Annotated in this window: 25 protein-coding genes; 18 read left to right on the top strand and 7 right to left on the bottom strand. The window is 42.7% G+C overall.

Going from position 1 to position 20,323, the window contains the following annotated elements; genetic code table 11:
- Positions 1–20 precede the first annotated feature (20 nt).
- The 10 genes from OKX00_RS17975 (at position 21) to OKX00_RS17930 (ending at position 10,631) form a co-directional block, all read left to right on the top strand.
- Positions 21–851: a MetQ/NlpA family ABC transporter substrate-binding protein gene (locus tag OKX00_RS17975; RefSeq protein ID WP_265408300.1), complete on the top strand. Its 831-nt coding sequence runs from the start codon at positions 21–23 to the stop codon at positions 849–851.
- Complete coding sequence (locus OKX00_RS17970; protein WP_416054258.1) at positions 835–2,094, top strand: M20 family metallopeptidase; 1,260 nt, start codon at positions 835–837, stop codon at positions 2,092–2,094. The genes OKX00_RS17975 and OKX00_RS17970 overlap by 17 nt, the downstream gene beginning before the upstream one ends.
- Positions 2,095–2,317: 223 nt before the next feature.
- A complete protein-coding gene (locus OKX00_RS17965) occupies positions 2,318–3,142 on the top strand; it encodes an aldo/keto reductase (protein ID WP_156316248.1) in 825 nt (274 codons plus the stop codon).
- A 667-nt stretch (positions 3,143–3,809) separates the two neighbouring features.
- Positions 3,810–5,327: a malate synthase A gene (gene aceB, locus OKX00_RS17960; protein ID WP_265410582.1), complete on the top strand. Its 1,518-nt coding sequence runs from the start codon at positions 3,810–3,812 to the stop codon at positions 5,325–5,327.
- Between the two features lie 13 nt (positions 5,328–5,340).
- On the top strand, positions 5,341–6,624 hold the full coding sequence (aceA, locus tag OKX00_RS17955) for an isocitrate lyase (RefSeq protein ID WP_053355376.1): 1,284 nt from the start codon (positions 5,341–5,343) through the stop codon (positions 6,622–6,624).
- A gap of 128 nt (positions 6,625–6,752) precedes the next feature.
- Positions 6,753–7,481 (top strand): PAS domain-containing protein, encoded by a 729-nt coding sequence (locus OKX00_RS17950; protein WP_265408298.1) that lies wholly within the window; start codon positions 6,753–6,755, stop codon positions 7,479–7,481.
- Positions 7,482–7,525: 44 nt separating this feature from the next.
- Positions 7,526–8,005: a GNAT family N-acetyltransferase gene (locus OKX00_RS17945; RefSeq protein ID WP_265408297.1), complete on the top strand. Its 480-nt coding sequence runs from the start codon at positions 7,526–7,528 to the stop codon at positions 8,003–8,005.
- Positions 8,006–8,192: 187 nt separating this feature from the next.
- On the top strand, positions 8,193–9,077 hold the full coding sequence (locus OKX00_RS17940; RefSeq protein WP_265408296.1) for an ABC transporter ATP-binding protein: 885 nt from the start codon (positions 8,193–8,195) through the stop codon (positions 9,075–9,077).
- A gap of 1 nt (position 9,078) precedes the next feature.
- Positions 9,079–10,299 carry an ABC transporter permease gene (locus OKX00_RS17935; protein WP_265408295.1) on the top strand — a complete coding sequence of 407 codons (1,221 nt, stop codon included), beginning with the start codon at positions 9,079–9,081 and terminating at the stop codon, positions 10,297–10,299.
- Positions 10,300–10,394: 95 nt separating this feature from the next.
- Complete coding sequence (locus OKX00_RS17930) at positions 10,395–10,631, top strand: DUF2164 domain-containing protein (protein ID WP_265408294.1); 237 nt, start codon at positions 10,395–10,397, stop codon at positions 10,629–10,631.
- Between the two features lie 32 nt (positions 10,632–10,663).
- Here OKX00_RS17930 and OKX00_RS17925 read toward each other — a convergent pair whose 3' ends face one another.
- Positions 10,664–11,119 (bottom strand): hypothetical protein, encoded by a 456-nt coding sequence (locus tag OKX00_RS17925; protein WP_265408293.1) that lies wholly within the window; start codon positions 11,117–11,119, stop codon positions 10,664–10,666.
- A 156-nt stretch (positions 11,120–11,275) separates the two neighbouring features.
- On the opposite strand from OKX00_RS17925, the gene OKX00_RS17920 reads away from it, so the two are divergent.
- From OKX00_RS17920 to OKX00_RS17905, 4 genes are all read left to right on the top strand, one after another.
- Complete coding sequence (locus tag OKX00_RS17920) at positions 11,276–11,881, top strand: histidine phosphatase family protein (RefSeq protein WP_265408292.1); 606 nt, start codon at positions 11,276–11,278, stop codon at positions 11,879–11,881.
- A gap of 151 nt (positions 11,882–12,032) precedes the next feature.
- The gene (locus OKX00_RS17915) at positions 12,033–12,692 is read left to right on the top strand and encodes a type 1 glutamine amidotransferase domain-containing protein (RefSeq protein WP_265408291.1); all 660 of its coding nucleotides are present in this window, start codon (positions 12,033–12,035) and stop codon (positions 12,690–12,692) included.
- A 155-nt stretch (positions 12,693–12,847) separates the two neighbouring features.
- Positions 12,848–13,171: a hypothetical protein gene (locus OKX00_RS17910; protein WP_265408290.1), complete on the top strand. Its 324-nt coding sequence runs from the start codon at positions 12,848–12,850 to the stop codon at positions 13,169–13,171.
- A gap of 63 nt (positions 13,172–13,234) precedes the next feature.
- Positions 13,235–13,516: a DUF5316 family protein gene (locus OKX00_RS17905; RefSeq protein WP_265408289.1), complete on the top strand. Its 282-nt coding sequence runs from the start codon at positions 13,235–13,237 to the stop codon at positions 13,514–13,516.
- An 11-nt stretch (positions 13,517–13,527) separates the two neighbouring features.
- On the opposite strand, the gene OKX00_RS17900 is transcribed toward OKX00_RS17905, so the two are convergent.
- Entirely contained in the window at positions 13,528–13,731 is a 204-nt protein-coding gene (locus OKX00_RS17900; protein ID WP_265408288.1) for a hypothetical protein, read from the bottom strand.
- A 353-nt stretch (positions 13,732–14,084) separates the two neighbouring features.
- Between OKX00_RS17900 and OKX00_RS17895 the strand changes: the two genes are divergently transcribed.
- Positions 14,085–14,315 (top strand): PAS domain-containing protein, encoded by a 231-nt coding sequence (locus OKX00_RS17895; RefSeq protein WP_265408287.1) that lies wholly within the window; start codon positions 14,085–14,087, stop codon positions 14,313–14,315.
- A gap of 155 nt (positions 14,316–14,470) precedes the next feature.
- On the opposite strand, the gene OKX00_RS17890 is transcribed toward OKX00_RS17895, so the two are convergent.
- The gene (locus tag OKX00_RS17890; RefSeq protein ID WP_265408286.1) at positions 14,471–15,055 is read right to left on the bottom strand and encodes a hypothetical protein; all 585 of its coding nucleotides are present in this window, start codon (positions 15,053–15,055) and stop codon (positions 14,471–14,473) included.
- A 347-nt stretch (positions 15,056–15,402) separates the two neighbouring features.
- Between OKX00_RS17890 and OKX00_RS17885 the strand changes: the two genes are divergently transcribed.
- The 3 genes from OKX00_RS17885 (at position 15,403) to OKX00_RS17875 (ending at position 17,666) form a co-directional block, all read left to right on the top strand.
- Positions 15,403–16,188 carry a transporter substrate-binding domain-containing protein gene (locus tag OKX00_RS17885; protein WP_265408285.1) on the top strand — a complete coding sequence of 262 codons (786 nt, stop codon included), beginning with the start codon at positions 15,403–15,405 and terminating at the stop codon, positions 16,186–16,188.
- Positions 16,189–16,250: 62 nt separating this feature from the next.
- On the top strand, positions 16,251–16,913 hold the full coding sequence (locus OKX00_RS17880) for an amino acid ABC transporter permease (protein WP_265408284.1): 663 nt from the start codon (positions 16,251–16,253) through the stop codon (positions 16,911–16,913).
- Between the two features lie 12 nt (positions 16,914–16,925).
- Entirely contained in the window at positions 16,926–17,666 is a 741-nt protein-coding gene (locus OKX00_RS17875) for an amino acid ABC transporter ATP-binding protein (protein ID WP_322114329.1), read from the top strand.
- A 70-nt stretch (positions 17,667–17,736) separates the two neighbouring features.
- On the opposite strand, the gene OKX00_RS17870 is transcribed toward OKX00_RS17875, so the two are convergent.
- The 4 genes from OKX00_RS17870 to OKX00_RS17855 all read right to left on the bottom strand — a co-directional run bounded on the left by OKX00_RS17870 (position 17,737) and on the right by OKX00_RS17855 (position 20,323).
- A complete protein-coding gene (locus OKX00_RS17870; RefSeq protein WP_062236218.1) occupies positions 17,737–18,024 on the bottom strand; it encodes a DUF3817 domain-containing protein in 288 nt (95 codons plus the stop codon).
- A gap of 109 nt (positions 18,025–18,133) precedes the next feature.
- Entirely contained in the window at positions 18,134–18,550 is a 417-nt protein-coding gene (locus OKX00_RS17865; RefSeq protein WP_416054257.1) for a GNAT family N-acetyltransferase, read from the bottom strand.
- A gap of 115 nt (positions 18,551–18,665) precedes the next feature.
- The gene (locus OKX00_RS17860) at positions 18,666–19,913 is read right to left on the bottom strand and encodes a hypothetical protein (RefSeq protein WP_265408283.1); all 1,248 of its coding nucleotides are present in this window, start codon (positions 19,911–19,913) and stop codon (positions 18,666–18,668) included.
- Positions 19,910–20,323 carry a DUF6114 domain-containing protein gene (locus tag OKX00_RS17855; protein ID WP_053355358.1) on the bottom strand — a complete coding sequence of 138 codons (414 nt, stop codon included), beginning with the start codon at positions 20,321–20,323 and terminating at the stop codon, positions 19,910–19,912. Before OKX00_RS17855 ends, OKX00_RS17860 begins: the two co-directional genes overlap by 4 nt.

The following is a 20,323-nucleotide window of genomic DNA, read 5'->3' as shown; positions in this document are numbered from 1 at the left end:
AAAGGGAGAAGGGAAATCGTATGAAAAAATATTCATTGATCATTTTAGTCATCGGGGTTTTAATGTCGGCATTCTTGAGCGGGTGCAGCGGCGGAGATAAAAAAGGCCTTGAAAAAGTAAAGATGGGCATCAGCGGATCTGACAGTGACGTGTGGAAGTATATCGCTAAAAAAGCAGAAAAAGAAGGTATTGATTTGGAAATCGTAGAGTTTTCCGATTATGTCCGTCCGAATCAGGCATTGTCTGACGGGGATATTGACGCTAATGCGTTTCAGACCATCTCTTACTTCAATTCGTTTAAAAAAGAACATAAATTGGATTTAGCCCCGATTGCAACAACCGTCATTGCGCCTATGGGCGTTTACTCAAAAAAATACAAGAACATCAAGGATATCCCGGCTGGATCAACCATTGCTTTGCCGAATGAAGCTACGAACATGGGCCGTGCATTGCTTCTTCTGCAGAGTGCCGGGCTAATCAAACTGGAAAAGAACTTTGATGGAAATGGTGATCTGAAAAAAGTGGCGGAGAACAAAAAACACTTGAAGCTTAAACCAGTAGTTGCAGGCCAGACACCACGGGTGCTTCCTGATGTGGCCGCTTCAATCATTAACAATGGCGTTGCTGTCGATGCTGGAATGAATCCGAAGAAAGATTCGATCTTCCTTGAAAGCAAGACTGCAAAGCCATATATCAATATCATTGCAACAAGAACTGAAGATAAAAATAAAAAATCGCTGAAAAAAATTGCGAAGATCTATCAATCAAAAGATACAGCCAAGAAGATTAAAGAAATCTATAAAGGTGCAACCATTCCAACGTTTGTACCGCTAAGTGAAATTGGAGAGTAATAGAGAGAAAGGATCTGAGATCATGACTGTAATCAGCAGAACTGCCGGAGAAACCCAGGAACAAATCCGTACGAACATTGATGTAAACCAAGCGGCTTACATTCAAACTTCTCACGAGATCCATGATAATCCAGAAATCGGAAATGAAGAAGTGTTTGCATCCAGCCTGCTTACATCGCTGCTCGAAAAAGAGGGGTTTCAGATAGAACGCGGAGTGGCCGGTCACGAAACGGCATTTGTTGCCCGTAAGCGTTCTATTCTAGATGGGCCATCCGTTGCCTTTTTAGCAGAATATGATGCCCTTCCCGGCATCGGTCATGCATGCGGCCATAATATCATCGGTACATCAAGTGTGGCAGCGGCCATCGCTCTGGCTTCCGTTATCGATGAGATCGGAGGAGAAGTAGCTGTTTTTGGAACGCCTGCTGAAGAAGGCGGAGAGAACGGAAGTGCGAAGGGAAGTTTTGTGAAACACGGCTTGCTGGACGGCATTGATGCTGCGTTAATGTTCCATCCCGGTAACGCTAACCGCATTACCGGGACATCGCTTGCCGTTGATCCGCTGGATTTTGAATACATCGGGAAGCCCGCTCATGCGGCTGCGGCACCGGAAAAGGGAATCAATGCACTTGATGCAGTTATTCAGTTGTTTGTCGGGATTAACGCACTGCGCCAGCATGTGGCGGACGATGTGAAAATTCATGGCATCATTACACACGGGGGAGACGCTCCTAATATTGTGCCTGAATATGCGAAGGCCCGTTTTTACATTCGTGCTTCCACAAGAGCAAGACTGAATGAGACAACGAAAAAAGTAAAAGCCATCGCAGAAGGTGCTGCCCTTGCAACAGGAGCAAAGCTTAATGTTATTGCTTTTCAGAATCAGGTGGATAACCTTTTATTAAATCGATCGTTTGATAAAGTGTTTCAAGAACAGCTGGAGAGTCTGGGTGCAGAAGTAGATACCTCACACCGATGCGGACTTGGTTCGACTGATGCCGGTAACATCAGCCAGGCCGTGCCGACGATTCACCCTTACCTTCAGATCGGGCCGGATACGTTAATCGGGCATACGGATGAGTTCAGGGAGGCGGCAAAGTCAGAGCAGGGCGATCAGGCGCTTATTCTCGGTGCAAAAGCGCTCGCTTTGACCGGTTTTCAGCTGCTCACGAACGGTGAAGTGCTGGCTGGCATCAAGAAGGAATTTGAATTGAATAAAGCTAAGGAACTTGCTTCGGTCTAAAGAGCGATTTTGTCGATATTGAGCTTATTTTTGATTAATTGAGCCGAACTCAACATTTTTGAGCTAAACTTCAATTAATTGATCCTATTTCATTATTCAGACTTCTTCGCAAGATTTTTGTTAACTCTTAAAAGCCCTCAATCTCCCTGGAGGGCTTTTTTCCTAGCACTTTTTTTCATTTTCTCCAGCCAAGTGGTACCATACAAACAAGGAGGCGGTACATATGATAAAAAGTATTTCTGATACAGCTGTATTACAAAACGGTTTAAAGATGCCATGGCTGGGTCTTGGGGTATATAAAGCAGAAGAAGGCCAAGAGGTTATTGAGGCAATTAAACATGCGGTCGCCGCCGGCTACAGAAGCATCGATACAGCTTCGTTCTATAAAAATGAAGAAGGTGTAGGAGAGGCTGTTAAACAGGTGGATGTCCCGCGTGAAGAGCTTTTTATTACGACCAAGGTCTGGAATACAGAACAGGGATATGAGGAGACGCTGCGCTCATTTAAAGAGAGCCTGAAAAAGCTTGATATGGATTACGCAGACCTGTTCCTTGTTCATTGGCCGGTGTCTGGCAAGTATAAAGAGACGTGGAAAGCATTAGAAACGCTTTATAAAGAGGGTAAGACAAAAGCGATTGGTGTTTGTAATTTTAAAATTCACCATCTGGAAGACCTTATGAAAGACTGTGAGATTAAACCGATGGTCAATCAAGTGGAGTACCATCCCCGCCTTACACAAAAAGAACTGTTGGCTTTCTGCAAAGATCATCAAATCCAGCTGGAAGCATGGAGACCGCTGTTAAAGGGTGAAATCTTTGATGAACCGATCCTGATGGCATTGGCAGAAAAGCATAATAAAACGGTGGCACAGGTTATTCTTCGCTGGGATCTTCAGAATGGAGTAATTACCATTCCTAAATCAGTGAATGAAAACCGTATTAAGGAAAATGCCGATATCTTTGATTTTGAATTAAGCATGGAAGACATGGAGCAGATTGATTCATTGAATAAAGATCTTCGAAACGGGCCAGATCCGGACGAGTTTTAAGAAAAACTAAATTAGACAATAAGGTTTTATTAGGGTGAAAGGGAATTGAATAGCCATTTGATTTGTTTCACAAATCAAATGGCTCAAAAAAGAGCCAGCTATTCCCTCCTTCGGTGTTTGTATGTAAAAGACTTGAGGGCCTCTTTCAAGCAACAGTGTGCGATGTCCGTTACGAACGTTACGAACGAAAATCAATCTTCGGCTTTAGCAAAACTTAAGAGTTTGATAACTAAATATTTGCAGACTTTCAGTAAAATCGTCCTTAGTAAGGTCCTCTGTTATAGAACAGAGGACCTATTTTTATTTTTATTTAAAAAATGTGTTGCACAAATTATCTCAACTGTTATATATTATTTTACAAGATAAATATCTGTTTTATAACAGAAACCCCATCTCGTAATAAGGAGGAGAAATCGTGATGAATTGTGCCAGCTGCCATGGGAATGGTGAAGAAACATGCTTAGAGTGCAACGGATCAGGAATGCATCAAAATGGAAACTGCCCGGATTGTATGGGCGAAGGATGTGTCTGCTGCAAGCGCTGTAATGGAAACGGAATCATTGACTGAACAGGAGGTTAACACATGGATAATTCGGTAGTAACATCTAAAACACAAACTGTTGCAGTACAGGGAGATGTGGACCATGAAATACTGTCAGCAGAAGCCATGGCTTTTCTTGAAAAGCTTCATGATCGTTTCCAGAATGCAAGATTGCAACTCTTGCAGAACAGAGTAAACAGACAGAAAAAAATAGATCAAGGTGAGCTTCCGGATTTTTTGCCTGAAACAAAGAAAATACGGGAAAGCAATTGGTCTGTTGCAGATGTGCCTGATGATTTGCAGGATCGAAGAGTAGAAATTACCGGTCCGGCTGGTGATGCAAAGATGGTCATCAATGCTTTGAACTCAGGAGCCAAGGTCTTCATGGCAGATTTTGAAGATGCCAACTCTCCGACGTGGGAAAACAATCTGCTCGGACAGGTGTATTTGCGGGATGCGATTCGGGGAGAGCTGGAGTATACTTCTCCGCAGGGAAAAGAGTACCGCCTGCATGAGAAAACAGCGACTCTCGTTGTACGGCCCAGGGGCTGGCATCTTGAGGAGAAGCATCTGTCGTATAAAGGAGAGCCAATGTCTGGCAGTTTAGTAGATTTTGGACTTTATTTTTTTCATAATGCTAAAGCGCTGATCGAAAAAGGCTCCGGCCCCTACTTTTATCTGCCGAAGCTTGAGGGGCATCTGGAAGCCAGACTTTGGAACGAAGTGTTTGTCTTTGCCCAAGAGGAAATGGGAATTCCTCAAGGGACGGTCAAAGCAACTGTTTTGATTGAAACCATCCTAGCGACCTTTGAAGCGGAAGAGATTCTTTATGAATTACAGGAACACAGCGCGGGATTAAATTGCGGACGCTGGGACTATATTTTCAGCTACATTAAAAAGCTTAAGAATCATACGTCCTATCTGCTGCCCGACCGAGCACACGTCACGATGACGGTGCCTTTTATGAGAGCGTATACACAGTTTGTCATTAAGGTCTGCCATAAAAGAGGTGCTCATGCCATCGGGGGAATGGCGGCACAGATTCCGATCAAAAACAATCCCGAAGCCAATGAAGAAGCACTGCAAAAAGTAAAAACAGACAAAGAAAGAGAAGCGGCTGACGGGCATGACGGCAGCTGGGTAGCCCATCCCGGATTAGTGCCGGTCGTCCTTGAAGTATTTGACCGTCTGATGCCTTCGGCGAATCAATTGGAGAAACAGCGGAATGACGTAGCAGTAACAGCTGAGGATCTTTTGCAGCCTACGATCGGGCCGATTACTGAAAACGGCCTGAGGACCAATATCTCTGTAGGAATACAATACATTGCTGCATGGCTTACAGGCCGCGGAGCAGTACCGCTTAACCATCTGATGGAGGATGCGGCTACAGCTGAGATCTCCAGAGCTCAAGTCTGGCAATGGATCCGCCATACGCAAGGCGTCCTGGAAGATGGCAGACAGGTAACCCTTGAGCTTGTGGGACAAGTGACGGAAGAAGAAGTTCAGAAAATCAAAACAACACTGAATGAGCAGCAATGGGAAGATGGCCGGTTTGAAGAAGCCATTACTCTCTTTGAGCAGCTGGTTAGACAAGATGAGTTCATCGAATTTTTAACATTGCCTGGTTATACCCATATTAAATAAGGAGTGAAATAGAATGAATCAAAAAGATACGGCAGCACAAATTAATGAGAATTGGAAAGAAAAACGGTGGGAAGGAATCGAGAGAACGTATACGGCAGAAGATGTTGCCAAACTGAGAGGCTCGGTTCAAATTGAACATACCCTGGCCAAAAGAGGAGCAGAACGGCTATGGAAATCACTCCAAGACGAAAATTATGTTCATGCGCTTGGAGCACTGACGGGAAATCAGGCAGTTCAGCAAGTGAAGGCGGGGCTTAAGGCGATCTACTTAAGCGGCTGGCAAGTGGCGGCCGATGCCAACCTTTCCGGACATATGTATCCTGACCAAAGCCTTTACCCTGCAAACAGTGTACCTAATGTCGTGAAAAAGATTAACCAGGCGCTGCAGCGTGCCGATCAGATTGAATGCTCCGAAGGAAAAACCGACATCGACTGGTTTGTTCCAATTGTCGCGGATGCCGAGGCAGGATTTGGCGGAGCGCTTAACGTATTTGAGATGATGAAAGCGATGATTGAAGCAGGAGCCTCAGGGGTTCATTTTGAAGACCAGCTTTCTTCGGAAAAGAAGTGCGGTCACCTTGGCGGTAAAGTGCTCCTTCCGACACAGCAGGCGGTGCGCCATCTGGTTTCCGCCAGGCTGGCAGCAGATGTGATGGGAGTGGATACCATCTTAATCGCACGTACGGATGCCAATGCCGCTAATTTAATCACGAGCGATGTGGATCCTTATGACCATCATTTTTTAACCGGGGACAGGACTACTGAAGGGTTTTACAGAACGAATGCAGGGATCGACCAGGCGATTGCCAGAGGGCTTGCTTACGCGCCGTATGCAGACCTCATCTGGTGCGAGACATCGGAACCAAATCTTGAAGAAGCACAGAGATTTGCCGATGCCATCCACGAGCGTTTTCCTGGTAAAATGCTAGCCTATAACTGCTCTCCGTCTTTCAACTGGAAAAAGAAGCTGGATGATGAGACGATTGCTACCTTCCAGCAGCAGATTGCATCGATGGGTTACAAGTTCCAGTTTGTTACTCTTGCAGGATTCCATACTCTTAACCATAGCATGTTCGAACTGGCAAAAGAATATAAAACTAGAGGAATGGCCGCCTATTCAGAGCTTCAGCAGAGGGAGTTTGCAAATGAAAAAAATGGATACACGGCAACTCGTCATCAGCGTGAAGTAGGCACAGGTTACTTTGATGAAGTGGCACAAGCTGTCTCCGGCGGGCTTTCCTCTACTACAGCACTTAAAGGTTCAACAGAGGAAGAACAGTTTACAATAGCTAAATAAAGTGAAGCAGCCTTTAATGAGGCTGCTTTCTTTTTCATATTTGTCTAGCTCCCTTTGTTTATAGACAAATAACGAGATTTGGACAATAATTAAGGAAAATGCAAGAAGAAGAAAGGAATTACGCAAAAATGCTGCAGCAAGCTCTTGATCGAAGCGATATTGGAATTTATATGATTGACAAGGATTATAAGACTGTTTTTGTAAACAAAAAATGTGAAGAAATGTTAAACATAAATAGAGAAGATGCCATAGGTGTACATATTGATGAATTTTTAAGCCGAATTGATGGCTATCGCAGGTTTCTTTCGCTGTCACTGGAAAACAGAGAGGAATATGAAAAAAGCCGTTTTGAATATATTTGGAATGGAGAAACCCGAATCTTTACAGCCAAAACAAGAATTTTAAAAGATGGTGATACGATCATCGGAGCTTATGTGGAGTTCATTGAGGTGACCAGCCAGATCCTAAAGGAAAGGGAACTGGGGCAGATCATTAAAGAGCTTTCTTCCAATATTATTCCTGTCATGGATCGGATCGGTGTCCTTCCGATGCAGCCGACAGTTGGAAATGACCAGATTTTTTTGCTGACTGATTACACATTAAACCGCTGTTCTGAATTAAGGATTGAACATTTAATCATTGATTTAACCGCTGTATATTCGATAAATGACAGCCTTGTATCGGAACTTACACAGCTGATTGCAGCTCTTCAATTACTGGGGACTGAGGTATATGTCAGTGGAATTCAGCCAATGGTTTCAGCCGCGATTGTTTCTTCGGGTTATGCTTTTCCTGTTAAAGATGGCCGTACTTTTGCTCATTTGAGCCAAGTTTTGAAGGAACTGGGTAATGATTGAAGCTGCACAAGGCATTAATTTGATTGAAAAAGGTGGGGATACAAATGTCTGCTGAAGTCAGCCTGTCTTTCTATCAGCCTGAGCATAATCAGGAGTTGAGTACATTTGAACTTCCAAAAATGCAGCTGCGATTTACGGCACTTCCGTTAACGGCATTAAAGGTCTGCGAAGAAGACCAGAGCAGACATCCGGTGGTCATTTTGTACGAGGGGAAGCCTGCCGGTTTTTTTGTGCTCCATCATGGACCGGGCATCACCCCCTTTACAGAAAATCCGAACGCCCTTTTCATCCGTGCACTTTCTGTTCATCCGGAATACCAGGGAAAACGGGTAGCAAAACGTGCGATGCTGGCCCTGCCTGGCTTTGCCTCCGTCCATTTTCCATTTTGCGATGAGCTCGTGCTGGCGGTAAACAAAAAGAACATTGCCGCACAGCAACTGTATTTTAAAACGGGCTTTGAGGACAGAGGACAAAGAAGGGCTGGCAATATTGGCATTCAATATATTTTGCAGCTGCCCTTATAAAGGAGTATTTTTCCGAACAGCTAGCTGGTGTTTTATCGTATGCGAGAGGCCTGTCCTATGGGGATAAGGGCTTTTTTTTTAGTTTTTGACTGTTTGATATTTCCATTTTTATGTGAGAAAATATAAAAGATATTTTATTAATATGCTAGGATGGTAACTTTTTGTACTACATAAGGGGGTTTTTAGCTTGGCATTGGAGCTGCAGTATCTGCATAAATCTTTTGGGCATACAAAGGCAGTGTCTAATCTTTCACTTACTTTGCCGGCCGGGGAAGTACTTGGGCTTTTAGGAAGAAATGGTGCGGGTAAGACGACAACCATTAAAATGATTCTAGGCCTTCTCGTACCTGATCAGGGGGAGATTCTGTGGAAAGGCAGCCTGCTCGACCGCAGCCAAGTTTCGATCGGCTACTTGCCGGAAGAAAGAGGACTCTATCAAAAAAGCAAAGTTTCTGATCAGCTTCGATATTTTGCAGAGCTTGAGGGGATGGACAGACAAAGCGCCAATAAAGCTATCGATTATTGGCTTGAAAAACTGCAAATTCCCGAACACAAACATAAAAAGGCTTCCGATCTTTCCAAAGGAAATCAGCAAAAAATACAGCTGATCGCCACACTTATTCATGATCCGGAGCTTTTGATACTGGATGAGCCGTTCAGTGGTCTCGATCCTGTTAATTCGAATATGCTGTCTGCGATTATAGAAGAACAGGTGAAAAAGAAAAAAACAGTGATCCTTTCCTCGCATCGTATGGAGCAGATTGAATCATTCTGTGAAAATGTTTGTCTGATGAAAGATGGGCAAGCGGTTATACACGGCAGGCTTAGCGAGATTAAACAGAACTACGGATACCGCAATCTCACGCTGTTTAATCATGAAGATATGGAAGAGAAGCTGAAGGCATGGAAGGTTTCCTACGAGAAGAAGATGAACGACTTGCTTGTAAGGGTAAAGGATGATTCAGAAGCCTTCGAACTGTTTAACAGGCTACATCAGGCGAACGTTCCCATTCGATATTTTAAAATGCTCGAACCTACACTGAATGAAATCTTCCTGGAAAAGGTGAGATAAGATGAAAAAGTTTTCAACCGTATATAAATTTCATTTAAAAGAAAACCTGACTTCCAGGGCTTTCAAAATATCAACAGCCATCATCTTTGTGGCCATTCTGGCTTTTCTTGGCTACTCCAACTGGGCAAACAGCTCTGATAGCGGCAATAAGGATAAGATCTCGCTGATCAATGAAACGAGCAACGAGATTAATATTCAGGCATTAAATAAAACGCTAGAAGAAACAAAGCTGAATGAAGCCGGCCAAAGCCAGGGGAAAAGCTTAAGAAACAAGGTAGATCAAGGAGATCTGGATGGAGTTTTAATTGTTAAAGATCAAAAAGGTGTACCAGGTTTGACCTATATTTATAAAAACTTCCCGAATAATGAAGTTGTTCCTGTCGTATCTCAGGCATTGCAACAAGCATATATATCGAATACGATCTCCAAAAATAAAATTAATGCAGAAACGGCTTCTTCTTTGCTGGCAACAGTACAAGTGAAGGATGAAGTATTAAAGGATACGAGCAACACGTTTGGAATCGTTTATCTCTTTGTATTCTTTATGTACATATTTATCATGGGGTTCGGCCAGATGATTGCAACGGCCATCGCAGCGGAAAAATCCTCGCGCGTCATGGAAATCATGATTCCAAAAGTAAAGCCGATCATGATGATGTATGCCAAGATAGCCGCTATCCTGACAGGTGCAATTGTTCAGATTGCGTTTATCGGAGGGGCTGGCGGAATTGCTTACTTGGCAGGCTGGCTTGATGCCGATCAATTGTCGATTTTCGGTGCAGCTATCAATCTATCGAATTTAACACCGGGCGTCATTACAGCTTTCATTTCGTATTTTGTACTGGGGTATTTATTGTACGCCATGCTTTATGCGGCAGTCGGGTCAATGGTAAGCAGAACAGAAGACTTGGGCTCATCTCAGTTTCCGATCATTATCCTGATCATGGGAGCATTCTTTATCGGTATGCGCTCATTGTTCGATCCCTCCACTACACTTGTTGTTGTCAGCTCGTACATTCCGTTCTTCTCACCGATCGTTACATTTTCAAGAATTGTAGCGGGAGAAGCGGGAGCGATGGAGATAAGTATTACAATCGGAATACTTCTTGTTTCATTATGGATTATCAACCGGATTGCAGGGCGCATTTATGTGCATGGTGTGATGCATTACGGCGGCAAAGTGAAACTGAAAGATATGATCCAAGTCGCTAAAAATAGTTAATAAAGTGAAGCCGGCTATTGAAAACCGGCTTTTCTTATGTCCTCAAAAAAGAGTGATACAATCAAAAGGACTTCGATTTGAGAGGGAGGCGCACAATGTTAATCAATTGGAAACAAGAACACAAGGATCAGGCCATCCGAGATATTCAGCAGTTTTTTTACGATGAACGCGGGGAGGAAATAGGAATTATCGCAGCAGAAAATTTTCTTGATTTTTTCGCGAAGCAGATTGGACCTCATTTTTATAATCAGGGAGTCAGAGATTCACAGAATGTCTTAAGAGACAGACTGGCTGCTGTAGAAGATGATCTATATGCACTTGAAAGGAAATAAAAATAGGCCAGGCACCCATGCCTGGCCTATTTTTAATTAGCGAGCCTTACGATTGCAAGAAGTTTGAAAGAATCGCTCATCCGTATTCTGCCGGCTTGCTCTGTTGATGCATACAAGGTATACCGGGCAACCTCCAGGTTTTCGGTTAATTCCTCCGATCCAGTAACGGTCGCCGTGTTCTGCTGCTGAAGGTCCTGAGTCGTCAGAGAGTTCTGTGCCACAACAACTTCTTGATTGCGCCTGACGGTCAGTGTAATTTCTGCTGGTTCACAAGGGAAGCCAGCAGTCCACCCGGCTGATGCCGTTATTTCTACCTTATCCCCTTTGGAGAGCTGGGTAAATTGCACGTAAAGGAGCGGAACCTCTTCATTGGCTGGCAGAAAATCACTGGGGCTGTTCAGGTTCATTTCCTTGTTGATTGAAAGTTTCTTTTGAAACGTACTGTGTTTTTTCGCATCCGTTTTCCCGTTGCCAAAATTAAATTTCATCCATTTACCTCATTCAAAGTGTTATGAATTATGGTATGCGGTGTGGGGACAGAGGCTTGGACGGGTGGATGTGGTGCCTGGCAGCTAAAGAAGAAGAATTCATCCGTTGAAAAGTGGAAGAATAATCAGTCTGTACAAATATGGAGGTGAGTGTTTATGCAGATTTTATTAATAAGGCATGGGCAATCAGAAGCTGATATCCTGAATGTTCATGAAGGAAGGGCGGATGACCCCCTTACAGACTTGGGCAGAGAGCAAGCACGTCTGATGGCAAAAAGGGTGACTGAAGACTTTAGACCGGATGTCATATACGCAAGTACGCTTTGCAGGGCATCGGAAACAGCATCCATTTTGTCAAAAGCATCTGGTGCACCATTAAATTTTGAAGATAAGCTTCGTGAGCATGATAATGGAGTGCTCGCAGGAGTTCCATTTGAGGAAGAAAAAAAGTATTTTATCCCTAAAACCATGTATGAAAGGTTTGAAAAAGGAGAATCTGCCATCGAATTTCGAATGAGGGTGGAATGTATCTTTTCCAAAATATTGACTGAATGCTGTGAACAGCGAATTGCTATTGTTGCTCATGGAGGAGTTATACACTGCTTACTTCGTTCTTTCTTTAAAATGGGGGTACATATTGAGTTTTCTTTTCCAACTGGTGATACGGGCATTCATTTGCTTGAGATAAAAGGAGCCAAACGAATTATTCATTTTCTAAATGATACGTCTCATACTGCGGCAATACCATCAACAGTAAAATAAAGGCTTAGCAACGTCTTTCCTCATGGATTGACGTTTATTTTTTTGAAGGAAAAGGAATAACTACGGGTGCAGGAGAGTACAAGCATATTTATTGAAATAAAAAGAAAAAGTAAGTATCTTTTAAAACATACTTTCAAAAGGAGTGAAGCAATTGTCAGCTAAAAAAGTTTTAATCGTTGTGACGAGCCATGATAAAATCGGTGATCATAAAACGGGACTATGGCTTGAAGAGTTCGCAGTTCCTTACAATGAATTCAAAAAACAAGGATACGATATTAAGGTTGTCAGCATTGAAGGCGGAGAAGTGCCTCTCGATCCTAACAGCCTTGAAGGAGATAATGGAGATTTTGAAGAAGCGAAATCGCTGCTGAAGGATACACCAGCACTAACAAGGGAAGAAGCACACGGTTTTGATGCAATTTATCTTCCAGGCGGGCATGGTACCGTTTTTGATTTTCCGAACAGCAGGGATCTTCAAGTGGTTGTTTCCCAATTCGCACAAGAGAACAAAGTAATTGGCTCCGTTTGCCACGGTCCAACAGGGCTCGTGACAGCAGCCTATGAAGACGGAACTCCGATTGTTAAAGGGAAAAAAGTATCGGCGTTTACCGATTCTGAAGAGAGAGAAATGAAACTGACCGAAGAAGTTCCGTTTCTCTTGGAAACAAGGTTGCGTGAACTTGGAGCTGAATTTGTGAATGGCGACAACTGGACAGACTTTGCGGTTATAGATGGCAAGCTTGTAACCGGCCAGAATCCCCAATCCAGCCTCAGTGTAGCGCGAAAAGTAATTGAGGTGCTGGAAAGCTAATTTTATAGTTTTATTTTGATTGCCGGGTATTTTAAAATACCCGGCAATTTTTTATGTGCAAAAAACCTTCAGCACCTATTTTGGGGGAAGATAGGTGAACAATGATGCACTTTAGTTGGGGTGGAATAAGATGTATGGACAAAGGAGGAGTAATTTTGAACATAGACAAAGATATAAAAGCAACAGAATATTCAATGCCCTCTGCTCCATTAGTGGGAAAAGAAGGTTCTCATCATCATTATTATCTATTATGCCAGCATTTTGTTGGACAACATATTGAGCTTGAAATGATCGATGGCAAGATTTATCATGGCAGGCTTCAAACCTATGACAATGAGAATATGTATATGGTAATGCCGTTGAGAAATTACGAAATGGCGGACAGCCGTTTTCCGATTTTATCAGGCGGAGTGTTTCCAGGATACGGCTTGTACGGTTTTCCTTTTTATGGGATACGGCGATTTCGGCCTTTTTGGTAAAGTTTAAACGTTTACTGACTTAGTTGGAAGCGATGCTTTTTCATTCATAATGGGGGTTAAGGAATGAGGAATTGTCTGTTTGCGGGTGTTGCAGTAGCTGCCATCATTATATTATTTGCCTGGTTTACGGATCGATGGATATTTATATTAGAAGTTGCAGGACCTGTAGGATTTGGAGCCTTTTTGTTATCAGGCATTATGCTCTGTCTCTTTCTTGACGGGAAAATGATTAAGAAACATCCAAGAAAGAAAAAACGGAAAGAATGCAGAAGTGATTATTCGTTTCATATTTTGTTATTCGGATTACCAAGCGCTGCTGCTGCTATTCTTTATTTGATGAGATAGAATTCACACTCTTAAACGCATAAAGGCCTCTTATCAGGATTTTGAAGATCTGATAAGAGGCCTTTATGTTTCTGCTGATTCAATTTTTCCCATTTTGTTTTAGTTTTTCTCGTCCTCATATCTTTGAGTGCATAGATACCGCGATTGTCCAAAGGATTTCTTCTTCCGTCCCTTATTAGTCGTTCTCTTTGTTTTCTTGCTTTGCTTTTGCTCATTGTAAATCACTCCTTTTCTTTATTATACGATAAATAAAACGAAAATGATTTTGCATCTGTTCGCCAGCTCTTAACATTTTCCGGGAAATAATTCATTTTTCGTGTCGGATTTTATCAAAGCAAGCAATATATAAGGGGGACGTGAAACGCGGTCAATTATATATAAAGGCAACTAACCCATTGGAGCCTTGCTCACGGAAGGGAGAAGTTGTTATGAAACAAACACCATACCTCTTTAAAGACAAGATTACACTCCATGACCGTGCCCTCGATTTTACTAGAGCAGGCATCACGATTACAGACCTTCTTTAACAGATAATCCTATTGTTTATGTCAATGATGGGTTTCTTTCAATGTCTGGTTATACGCACGAGGAAGTTATAGGTAAGAACTGCCGCTTTCTGCAAGGTGACGAGACAGACCGGAGTAAGGTAAAGGCCATTAAGGATGCTATTTCAAAAAAGAAGAGGATTTCCGTTAAATTAAAGAATTACCGGAAAGACCACACTTCCTTCTGGAATGAATTAACGATTGATCCTTTCTACATAGAAGATGAAGCCAAATACTATTTTATTGGGATTTAAAAAGACATCACAAAGCAAGAAGAGTATCAGGATCGGCTGGAAACTACGTTAAAGAAGATTGACCGTTTGTCGACTCCGCTAGTTCCCATTGTTTTCAAAAAAATTAATAAATTCAATAAACAAAGCGGCAGCCATATCGGCCTGCCGCTTTTATACTATTTGATATACATCATACGGTTTGTCATTGCCATACCTTTAGGATATTTAAAGCCGATTACCATCCAGGAAATAAATAGAGCAAAGGACAGAAAGATAAATACAACCAAGAAACTGTTCCAAAATAGTTTGCTTTTTTCTTGTTTGAATTTATATTCGATGTGCCATTTGCCGTTGCCCATTCCGAGTGTATCATTTACTTCCTTTCCAGCAGTCGAGAAAACATAATCAGGAGGGCGTTTTTCCGATCTTTCTGTTCCTTGTTTTTCTGAAAATACAGCCAAATATTCCAATCCATTAATTTCAGAAGCCAATGAGGTGATCTTTTCTTTAACAGCGGGTGTCAGCGCCTCAGCATTCTGATTCTTCAGCAACTGAAAGATTTCGTCCGGGTTATGTGAGAATAGGGTTGTGTGTTTAAAATCCTGCCACATGAATACACCGAAAATAAGCATGCTAGCCGTAATAAACATTAGTGTAAGACGGAGAAGCAGACGGGCAGGACCTGCTTCTTTACGCTCTTTTATTCGTTTCCTTCTTATATAATCCGAAAGAAGAATGACTTTCTGATGATCAGCAGACATGGCATATTGTCCTCCCTTTTAAAAAATGTATAAAACTCAGCAACAAAAGACCTAGAGTGCTCTGTTGCTGCCTTTTTGCTTCAAATAAAGAGATTACTTATGTATTCTTCAAAATTTTGAATATTCCTACGATTAATTTTGATTTTATTCGGGTAAATACTTCATAGGTATATCGTTTGATAAACGTGGATAATTCTTTGGGAAGAGCAACAAGAGGAAAAAATTGCATGAAATTCTACCCAGTATAGTACAAACTCTCTAGTACTCTTGTAGCTAGTATTTAATTTTTTCTCACGTTACCATTGTATTATTCAGAACTATCAAACAATATTAAAGGAGGAAAAGCAGTGAAAAAGTTCTATTTGCCAGTACTACTAATAGTCGCAATGGTTTTGTCGGTTGCCGGCTGCGGGTCCTCAACTTCCAAAACAAAAAGTGGAGATGAAGTGGAGCTGAAGGAAGATGGAGTATTTTCGTTTGTCGTATCAGGGGAGTTTTATCCTTTCAGCTACTCGGATAAGAACGGGAAACTTGATGGATTTGATGTAGCGGTAGGAAAAGCACTCGCAAAGGAAATGGGATTAAAAGCAAAAGTGGACAAACAAAAATTTCACGGAATAGTCACAGCGGTAAAAACCAATCGCTTTGACGCTGCGGTTGCGAGCCATACCATTACTCCTGAGAGGAAGAAAGCTGTTAATTTCAGTACGCCATATTATTATTCTGGTCCGGTATTATTTGTTAAGAAAGACAGCTCCATTAAAGGAGTCAAAGACATTAAAGGCAAAAATATTGCTGTTGCTAAAGGATCTACATATGAAAGCGAAGCTCAAAAATATACTAAAGACATATCGGTGTATGACAGTGATGTCACAGCTTTGCGTGCCCTGAGTGAAGGAAAGCACGATGGAGTTATCACAGATTCCATTACAGGCAAACAAGCGATTAAAAAAGGATTTAAGGTTTCAGAAGCAGAAACGCTGGGGACGAGTGAACAGGCGATCGCTGTATCCAAAAAAGATGAAAAGCTTTTGAAAGCCATCAATAAAGCGCTCGAAGAACTTAGAAAAGATGGAACATTAGAGAAACTGAGCAAAAAGTATCTCGATATTGATATTACAAAAAAATCATAATTCACTTAAAGAATGTGTGAGCATGCGGCACATTCTTTTCTTTCAGAAGGAGCTGAACCTGTTTGCCAAATATCGGACATTTTTTTCACGTGTTCATCGACAGCTATCCGCTCTTTATGAAGGGATTGCTGCTGACCCTGCAAATTACAATCGTTTCTATTTTAATAGGTACAGTAGTAGGATTGCTGTTTGCTTTTTTTAAGCTCTCGAGCAGCAGAGTTTTAAATGCGATCGCGAACGTTTACATTGCAATTATCAGGGGGACACCGCTGATCGTGCAGATTTTCTTCTTTTATTTTGGATTGGCTGAGCTCGGTATTTCGCCATACTGGTGTGCCACGCTTGGGCTTGCCTTGCATAACAGTGCATATATCGCGGAGATTTTCAGAGGATCGATTCAGTCTATCAATAAAGGGCAGCTGGAAGCTGGGCGTTCGTTAGGGATGAGTACGCCTCTTGCCATGAGGCGCATCGTATTGCCGCAGGCATTCCGGCGTGCGCTTCCGCCCCTTGGTAACCAATTTATAATCGGTTTAAAGGATTCTTCGCTGGCTGCTTTTATCTCTTCTTCAGAACTGTTTAACGTGGCGACAACTCAAGGATCACGCACGTTTGAAGAAATGACCTATCTTCTGATTGTTGCTATTTATTATTTAGTTCTGGTTCTTTTGTTTACCCTTTTGGTGAACAAACTGGAAGGTAAAATCGCCGGAGGAGACGAGTAGAGGGGGAGTTTCATGGAACAGAGAAAAGTTATGATTAACGTTAATGATTTAAACAAATCATTCGGTGATCTACACGTTTTAAAAAATGTGAATCTTGAAGTGCACGAACAGGATGTTGTCGTCTTGATTGGCGCCAGCGGTTCAGGAAAAAGTACGCTGCTTCGCTGTTTAAACTATTTAGAGTACAAAGAAAGCGGCACGATTATGATTGATGGCAAAGTGGTGGAACCCGATAAGACCGACCTGAACAAGATCAGACAGGAAGTAGGAATGGTTTTTCAGCATTTTAACCTTTTTCCACATAAAACCGTATTGGAGAATGTTATAGAGGCTCCGCTGATGGTAAAAAAGGTGCCGAAAGATCAGGCTGTTCAAGAAGGCAGAGCGCTCTTGAAAAAGGTTGGACTGGCCGATAAAGAAGATGTGTATCCTTCAAAACTCTCTGGGGGACAAAAGCAGAGGGTGGCTATCGCTAGATCTCTCGCAATGAAGCCTAAAATCATGCTTTTTGATGAGCCGACTTCTGCTCTGGACCCCGAACTTGTCGGTGAGGTTCTAGCCACGATGAAGGATCTCGCGAGAGAAGGGATGACGATGCTCGTGGTAACCCATGAGATGGGCTTCGCTAGAGAAGCCGCCGACACGGTTGTTTATATGCATGATGGTAAAATTGTTGAAAAGGGTACCCCGAGCCAGATCTTTTCTGAGCCGCAGCATCAGCGCACAAAAGATTTTCTCAGCACAATACTATAGTTTTTATAAAAAAGGTGCCAGGCACCGTCTTTTGACAATTGTCAAAAAGCGGTGCCTGGCACCAAGTTTTTTACGCTTTTCTTTTCAAGTAAGAATCAAAGACAAAAGGGCCGAATGGAAGGACTGAGGCGACAAGTGCTCCCATGACCAATGTGAATGGCCAGCGATTTTTAAAGGTGACATTCGCGAGGGCAATTAGGTAAAGTACAAAGAACAGCCCGTGCAGTGAGCCGGCAATCATAACGGCTATGGGATAACCTGCAAAATACTTCAGCGGCATGGCGATGCCAAGCAGAACGAGGAAAGATATTCCTTCAAGTGTTCCAATTAATATAAATCGTTTGAGGGATGGATTCATACCTGGTAACCTCCTGTATCTCATTTCCCTATTAATTTACCATATCGAGGGGAGGGGTTGAGGGAGAATCATGGACGATATGTGAACCCTTTTTGTCTATTTGGAGAGATTAAAGCAAGTATTCCGATTCCATTTCCTTGTTCAGATAGCGGGCCATCGCGGTTTTTGCCATTTTTAATCCCGCTTTCCGATAGAATTCCTCATTTCCAGTTGTTGAGATTAAGTGGACACAGGAAACATCTTGTAGCTGAGCAAGCAGATCTACTACAATCTCTCGTCCAAGTCCGAGGCCTTGATAATCGGGGGAAACGATAACATCATAGATGGCTGCATTGAATACGCCATCTGAAAGAGCTCTTCCCAGCCCGGCCAGTTGTCCATCCACATAAGCAAAAGAGGTATGGGTGCTGCTGTTATAAATTTTGATTATGTTTTCAGTGTTATGCTTGCTCCAGCCTACGGCGTGATAAAGCTTCAGAACATCGTTCCAGATCACGTTTGATCGGCCTCTCTCAATGTGTGCCACAAACATTCCCTCCATTCACTCATCATTTTTTTATTTTACCCCTGAGAAAAATGGATTGGAATAACAAAAAAGCAGTCGGGAGATAAATTTCCCGACTGCTTTTGTAAGAGTTTATTTACTGAAAGAGGCCATCCAACGGTTTTAATAGATTTGGCAGCAGTTTTAGTGTTGAATGTTTTTTCATCTCCTTTTCCATTTTCTCAAAAAGATCAGGAGAGGCGAGTTCTTCATGATCTTTCAGCAGAGAAAGCAGATCCAGATTTTTTAACAGCTGGTTTTGAAGCAGCTTCAGTTGTTTTTCCGCTTTGTCATTTTCTGAACAAAGATCTGTCAGCGGTACTTTTTCATTTTGGGCGGCATGGATTAAATCCAACCCAAGCTGTTTGGGAACTTTTCCATCCATTTTGGCTGCGTCCTGGCAGAGCTGCTGTTTTGTCCGCTTCAGATGTTTCTTCACAGGCTCTGTGACTTGTTGCGCCGTTTTTTCTGTGCGGTGAACCACTTTAGGGACGGTGTCTGTCACTTTTTTCACTGGTTTTTTAACGGTATCCACGGTATCAGCTACCGGTTTTTTAATTTTTTTCAACGGTTCTGTTGTTTGGTCAATCGTATCCTTGACCGGTTTAGTTACCTCGCCAACAGTATCACTTACTGGCTTAACAGCATCCTCAACCGGTTTTTTAAGTTTCTTATCAATCGGCTTTTTAGAATCAGGCAAGAGCGGATCTGTTCCTTTGTCTGCAGGCTGATCTTCCTTTGACTTGTCTTCACACGTAAGCGGAAGGTGACCCTTCATGAGTGAGCCAATCGCATCTTTCGCTTCTAACAAAGGTAAAGAAGAGAGATCCTGAAGAACCTTTGGCGCATCGGGCCGCTGTAGATCATGATTGCCTTTTACGGTTGAAAGCTGAAGCCGCGAAAGCTCCCCTTGTTCGGCTTTCATCTGATGAACGAGCATCGTTACATTTTTAAGACCAAGCTCAGGAACAGATTCGCCTGCGTTCAAACAGGCTCCTTTTAAAGAAAAGGCGGAAGCATCCACGGTCATGTTCGTCAGGTGAACTGGCCCGTTTGCCTTCATGATGATTGTGATCGGGCCTTGATCAGTAGAAAGGACTTTTGTCAGTTTCATGCCATAAAGTGTGGCATTGCGGTATTGAAAACGAATCATGGGTTTTTGTTTTTGGACTGAAGTTTCCCCCATGACCACTTGAGGTAGCATGGTGCCCCCATCGACCCGATCTGCACTGATGACAAAGCCTTCCAAATTTTGATCAGCGCTCTCTGCCTTTGCTTGTGAAGAGCTAAAAAGCCCTGTCAGACCTAAAAGACAGGTGATGACCATCAGTGTTCGAACCATCATTTTGCTTGCACCATCTTATGAGGAACGTAGATTTCTTCCTCCGTTTCCTCTGAAGGCTGTTCGCCTGCTCGACGGTCAGAGGCAGGCGGGCTCCAGGCAACCATCAAGGATCCCCCGGTAATACCAAGTAGGGTTCCTACAATAAAGCCGCCAAGAGCACCGATGATGGACAGGATGGATAAAAAGATGGCAACAATACCAAATACTTTAGAAAACTGAGGAAAGAAAAGCCCCATGATGCCGATTAATAGCACCAAGCCCCCGAATAGGATTCCAATAACGGATACTGTGCCTGGCAGGAAGGCTTTGACGATCAAATTTAAGGGAACCCACAAAATAAGTGCCCCGCTGAGAAGTGTCAGAATCGATCCAAGAAAGGGACGTTCCTGCTTCCATTGTCTTACGCTCAT

This window comes from Fictibacillus sp. KU28468 (assembly GCF_026153615.1).
Classification (GTDB): domain Bacteria; phylum Bacillota; class Bacilli; order Bacillales; family Fictibacillaceae; genus Fictibacillus_C; species Fictibacillus_C marinisediminis.
The sequence above is the reverse complement of the archived record's forward strand: the minus strand, read 5'-3'. Positions and strand labels throughout refer to the sequence as shown.

Coding starts and splice junctions, on each gene's coding strand:
- OKX00_RS17975 (WP_265408300.1), top strand. CDS start 21: ATGAAAAAATATTCATTGATCATTTTAGTCATCGGGGTTTTAATGTCG.
- OKX00_RS17965 (WP_156316248.1), top strand. CDS start 2,318: ATGATAAAAAGTATTTCTGATACAGCTGTATTACAAAACGGTTTAAAG.
- aceB (WP_265410582.1), top strand. CDS start 3,810: ATGGCTTTTCTTGAAAAGCTTCATGATCGTTTCCAGAATGCAAGATTG.
- aceA (WP_053355376.1), top strand. CDS start 5,341: ATGAATCAAAAAGATACGGCAGCACAAATTAATGAGAATTGGAAAGAA.
- OKX00_RS17950 (WP_265408298.1), top strand. CDS start 6,753: ATGCTGCAGCAAGCTCTTGATCGAAGCGATATTGGAATTTATATGATT.
- OKX00_RS17945 (WP_265408297.1), top strand. CDS start 7,526: ATGTCTGCTGAAGTCAGCCTGTCTTTCTATCAGCCTGAGCATAATCAG.
- OKX00_RS17935 (WP_265408295.1), top strand. CDS start 9,079: ATGAAAAAGTTTTCAACCGTATATAAATTTCATTTAAAAGAAAACCTG.
- OKX00_RS17930 (WP_265408294.1), top strand. CDS start 10,395: ATGTTAATCAATTGGAAACAAGAACACAAGGATCAGGCCATCCGAGAT.
- OKX00_RS17925 (WP_265408293.1), bottom strand. CDS start 11,119: ATGAAATTTAATTTTGGCAACGGGAAAACGGATGCGAAAAAACACAGT.
- OKX00_RS17920 (WP_265408292.1), top strand. CDS start 11,276: ATGCAGATTTTATTAATAAGGCATGGGCAATCAGAAGCTGATATCCTG.
- OKX00_RS17905 (WP_265408289.1), top strand. CDS start 13,235: ATGAGGAATTGTCTGTTTGCGGGTGTTGCAGTAGCTGCCATCATTATA.
- OKX00_RS17900 (WP_265408288.1), bottom strand. CDS start 13,731: ATGAGCAAAAGCAAAGCAAGAAAACAAAGAGAACGACTAATAAGGGAC.
- OKX00_RS17895 (WP_265408287.1), top strand. CDS start 14,085: ATGTCTGGTTATACGCACGAGGAAGTTATAGGTAAGAACTGCCGCTTT.
- OKX00_RS17890 (WP_265408286.1), bottom strand. CDS start 15,055: ATGTCTGCTGATCATCAGAAAGTCATTCTTCTTTCGGATTATATAAGA.
- OKX00_RS17875 (WP_322114329.1), top strand. CDS start 16,926: ATGGAACAGAGAAAAGTTATGATTAACGTTAATGATTTAAACAAATCA.
- OKX00_RS17870 (WP_062236218.1), bottom strand. CDS start 18,024: ATGAATCCATCCCTCAAACGATTTATATTAATTGGAACACTTGAAGGA.
- OKX00_RS17860 (WP_265408283.1), bottom strand. CDS start 19,913: ATGATGGTTCGAACACTGATGGTCATCACCTGTCTTTTAGGTCTGACA.
- OKX00_RS17855 (WP_053355358.1), bottom strand. CDS start 20,323: ATGAGCGTAAGACAATGGAAGCAGGAACGTCCCTTTCTTGGATCGATT.